This is a genomic window from Actinomadura darangshiensis (genome assembly GCF_004349235.1).
Lineage (GTDB): Bacteria > Actinomycetota > Actinomycetes > Streptosporangiales > Streptosporangiaceae > Spirillospora > Spirillospora darangshiensis.
This window is the reverse complement of record NZ_SMKY01000473.1, coordinates 1-4,485: the sequence shown is the minus strand read 5'-3', so window position 1 is coordinate 4,485 and position 4,485 is coordinate 1. Positions and strand designations below refer to the sequence as shown.

The 4,485-nt window shown below is 67.2% G+C and carries 2 protein-coding genes and 2 pseudogenes; 3 read left to right on the top strand and 1 reads right to left on the bottom strand.

The genetic code is table 11. The features are described from left to right. On the bottom strand, window positions 1-1,376 hold a 1,376-nt coding region (locus E1293_RS44850; RefSeq protein ID WP_132205923.1), incomplete at its 3' end, for an HNH endonuclease signature motif containing protein. Window positions 1,377-1,869: 493 nt separating this feature from the next. On the opposite strand from E1293_RS44850, the pseudogene E1293_RS44845 reads away from it, so the two are divergent. The 3 genes and pseudogenes from E1293_RS44845 to E1293_RS44835 form a co-directional block, all read left to right on the top strand. Next, a pseudogene (locus tag E1293_RS44845) lies at window positions 1,870-2,571 on the top strand (IS256 family transposase); the annotation flags it as partial. Window positions 2,572-2,804: 233 nt separating this feature from the next. Beyond that, window positions 2,805-3,665 carry an IS110 family RNA-guided transposase gene (locus E1293_RS44840; protein WP_424923730.1) on the top strand — a complete coding sequence of 287 codons (861 nt, stop codon included), beginning with the start codon at window positions 2,805-2,807 and terminating at the stop codon, window positions 3,663-3,665. A gap of 247 nt (window positions 3,666-3,912) precedes the next feature. Further along, window positions 3,913-4,335, top strand: a pseudogene (locus tag E1293_RS44835) (IS256 family transposase); the annotation flags it as partial. Window positions 4,336-4,485 lie beyond the last annotated feature (150 nt).

The following is a 4,485-nucleotide window of genomic DNA, read 5'->3' as shown; positions in this document are numbered from 1 at the left end:
GTGGGGAGGGTGATGTGCCAGTTTCCGGATGGTGTGATCCAGATGAGGAGGCCGGGCCAGGGCTGGATCAGTGTCCATCCCGGGGACTGTTTCGTCCGATGGTGTCGTCTGCAGAGCGGGGCGAGGTTGCATGGGCACGTGGTTCCTCGGCCCCAGGGGATCGTGTGGTCGAGGTCGCATCGGTTCGACCGGCGATTGCAGGTCGGGAAGACGCAGGTCTCGTGCCGGGCCTCAATCACCCGCCGCATTTCCGCCGGGGGCCGGTAGCCGTTGTGGCCGTGCTGGTCGGGCGTCCGGCCGGTGGCCTGGCACCAGCTTTCGCGAAGGCCGCGCAGTTGTTCGTGCATGTCCTGGACGGCACGCGTGATGATGAGCGGGAGCGCGTTCGTCCGCCCACCGGCCCGAGCGTGCGTGGCGACCTTCGTGAGGCGCTGGTCGACCATGCGGGCAAGTGTCTCGACGACCGACATGTCCGGATGGGGCGCCTCTGTGACGCGGGGAATCGCGACGGTGTGGGGTGACTCAATCGCCCCGGGAAGCGCATGCGCTGCTTCGGGGAATGGCACACCCCGCAATAGGACCTTTGCCAGGTCAGCGCGAATCGCGTGGAGGGGCCGTGCGTCGCCGTCCCCCTTCAATCCCCGTGCAACCGCGGTGATCTTGTTGAAGATGGCGTGTGCTTCGCTCGTCTCCAGGCCGGTGAGGGTCAGGTCGGACGTACCGTCGGGCGTATCCCAGACCTGGAGGTCCCGCCGCCGGACGGCCTCGCGCTTGCGCTCCTCGAGCCGCTCGGGCGCGAGTCGTTGCACGATGCGCCTGATGCGTCGGCGGAGTTGTCCGGTCGTCTGACCGGGCGCTTTGTCGAGGACGGCGGCTTCCACCCGTTCATCGAGGCCGTCCGGGAGCCCATCGGTGAGGTCGCAGATCACCCGAGTCTTCGCCAGGTCGATCTGGCCGGTAGCCAGGGCTTCGCGTGTGCCGTGCAGGTCGTCGGCGAGTCGGTCGGCGACGTGGACGAGTGTGGCAGCCGCGTTCCCGGTCACGTTGAGGGCGACCGCGACCTCTTCCACCACTGATTCATGAGCGGACAGGACCCGGTAATCGGGATCATCCTCGGTTTCGGCAGCCGTCCGGCGGCGGGACAGTTCGGCGATGGCGGCGAGTTCACGGGCCTGCGCCCAGGAAGTCTGACGACGCGCCGCAGCGGCCACTTCCATGAGTTCGGTGTCCGAGAGCCCGTCCAGCCCACCCGAAAGGCAAATCGCCAACTGCGGCCCCGGAGGAAACCATCCACGCCCCTCCCATTCACCGATCTCCGCACGAGCATCATCAACAACAGTAAGAGCCGCCACCGCAAGTCCACCCCCCGTCTCCAACACCCCTATAATACCACGGCCGACCACGCAAAGAACGCGATAGACCACTCTAAGTAAAGGAAAACTCTGACCCTTCTATTGATCGTTGAAGCCGAGGCGCTCTCTTTGCCGGATAAGCGTGGCTAAGCAGCAGAAAGCGTGCCTCCGCCGCGCTCGTAGCTGGCAATAGCGCGGCCGTCAGGCCGCGCCGCCAACCAGAAGAATCACAAACCCGCAGACAAAAACTCCACCACAACCACCAAGCCCAGCCAACGTGACAGCAACCAGCAGCACGCGAAACGGACGCACCGACCGCAAGTGAACGGGCCCAGCCGTCCACCCACCCCAGCGAAGCCGTCCGATAGAACAACCACCCGCAGAATCACCGGCCGCGACCTCGGGAGTGTCCTGAAGATCGTGTGGGTGGGGTGGTGATCCGGAAGGCTGGGGTCGATGCCCCGGCCGGGAAGGATCGCACGTGACCAACGACGACAAAGGCACGGCCGCTGGTGGGCTGGATGTGCAGCTGGCCGCCGAGTTGATCGAGAAGGCGAAGGCCGAGGGGGTGTCGCTGGTCGGGCCGGACGGGCTCTTGGCCGGGGTCACCAGGACCGTGCTGCAGGCCGCGCTCGAGGCCGAGATGACCGATCATCTGGGCTATGACAAGGGCGAACGCCCGGCTCGGCCGACCGGCAATCACCGCAACGGCACGTCGGCCAAGACGGTGTCGACCGAGGTCGGGCCGGTGCGGGTCGAGGTGCCGCGTGACCGGCGGGGCGGGTTCGAGCCGCAGATCGTGCCCAAGCACGCCCGCCGGATCGAGGGGTTCGATGAGTCGATCATCTCGCTGTATGCCAAGGGCCTGACCACCGGGGAGATCCGTGCGCACCTGGCCGAGATCTACCAGGTCGAGGTGTCGCGGGACCTGATCTCCCGGGTCACCGACAAGGTCGTGGAAGAGATGGAGGCCTGGCGGGCCCGGCCGCTGGACGGCGTCTACCCGGTCGTGCTGATCGACGCGATCTACGTCAAGATCCGGGAAGGCCAGGTGGCCAACCGCCCGATCTATGTCGCCCTGGGCATCAACTGCCACGGTGAACGCGACGTGCTGGGCCTGTGGGTCGGCACCGGCGGCGAGGGCGCCAAGCACTGGATGACCGTGCTGGCCGAACTCCGCAACCGCGGCGTCGCCGATGTGTGCATCGCCTGCTGCGACTGTGAAGATCATGGGGTGCTGTCCCAGGCCGCGGCCTGACCCGTGTTGCGATTGACCGTGGTGTCTTGAGCGCCGATCTGTCGGCCGTGGTCTGGGGCGGTGTTTGCTGCCGCCGGACCGGCCAGAGCGTGTCCCGATAGGGGCCTTCGCGACAGGCACCGTCACAGTCCTGACCGCCCGAACCGGCCCGGCGTCGGCCATCCAGCCCCAAGCCTGAGCCGATCGGATGCCGAATGACCCCCACCAGCCTGCCCGACTCCTCCCCGTCCTGCAGCACCGAGGTCATCCTCGGCGTGGACACTCACCGCGACACCCATAGCGCCGCCGTAGTCAGCGCGCTCGGTGCGCTGTTGGACTCGCAGACCTTCTCCGCCACCGCCGATGGCTATCGCTCGATGCTGGGGTGGGCGCGCCAGTACGGCGTGGTGCGGCGGGCCGGAGTGGAGTGCACGGGGTCGTATGGGGCGGCGCTGAGCAGGATGCTGCAAGGCGAAGATGTCGAGGTGTTCGACGTCAACCAGCCCGATAAGCGAGCTCGCCGCACCCGCGGCAAGACCGACACCATCGACGCCGAGGCCGCCGCCCGCGCCGTGCTGTCGGGCAGCGCGAGCGTCATCGCCAAGACCGCAGACGGCCCGGTGGAAGCGATGCGGCTGCTCAGGCTCGCCCGCGATTCGGCCGTCAACGCCCGCACCAAGGCGATCAACCAGCTCAAGGGCGTCATCGTCGGCGCTGACCCCCAGCTGCGGGAATCGCTGAGCGGCCTTGGCCCGGCCACCTTGATCCGCCGTTGCGCCGCCCTGGTCGAGCCCGACGACGCCACCGAGGTCCAGCAGACCCTCATCTACACGCTACGGCTGCTGGCCGAGCGGATCCTGCGTCTCAAGGCCGAGGCCTACGAGTTGCACAAGCGACTCAAGGCACTGATCAGCGGGCACAACCCCGGCCTACTGGAGTTGCCCGGTGTCGGACCCGACAGCGCCGCCGCCCTGCTGATCGCGGCTGGTGACAACCCGGAACGGCTTCGCCACGAAGCATCCTTTGCCGCGCTGTGTGGCGTCAGCCCGGTCGAGGCGTCCTCCGGCAACACTTAACGCCGCCGGCTCAACCGCGGCGGCGACCGTCAGGCCAACGCCGCCCTGTTCCGCATCGTCATATCCCGTCTGCGCTACGACCAGCGCACTAGCAGCTACCTGCAACGACGCATCGCCGAGGGGAAGACCAAACGGGAAATCGTCCGCTGCCTCAAGCGCTACATCGCCCGCGAGATCTTCAACCTGATCCGTCCCACGCGAGAACCACGAAACGTGGTGTTCGCGGCTTGACATCTATAGGGGCATCGGGCTCAAGGGCCTGCCGGAGGCGATCGAGGAGATCTGGCCGCAGGCCACCGTCCAGCAATGCGTCGTGCGCCTGGTGCGCTCGTCGCTGCGGTACGCCTCCAAGGCGCACTGGAGCCGGCTGACCAAGGAGTTGCGGCGGATCTACACCGCCCCGACCGAGGCCGCTGCCGAGCAGCGGTTCGCCGAGTTCGACACCGAATGGGGCCACAGATATCCGGCGATCATCCGGCTGTGGCGCGACGCCTGGCCCACGTTCGTGCCGTTCCTGGCGTTCCCGGCCGAGATCCGCAAAGTCATCTACACCACCAACGCGATCGAGAGCCTCAACGCCCGATTCCGCCAGGCCACCCGCCGACGCGGACACTTCCCCACCGAGCAGGCCGCGCTCAAGGTCCTCTACCTGGTCATCCGCCAACCACTGAACCCATTTCATCCTCGGGCGGCCTGAGCGACGCGGTGGTTTTGTAGGACGGCGATGGCCTTGACGATGTGGCCGGCCTTGCTCGGGCTGCAGCGCAGCTTCCGCAGGATCCGCCATGACTTGAGCTGTGCGTTCGCTCGTTCGCCTGGT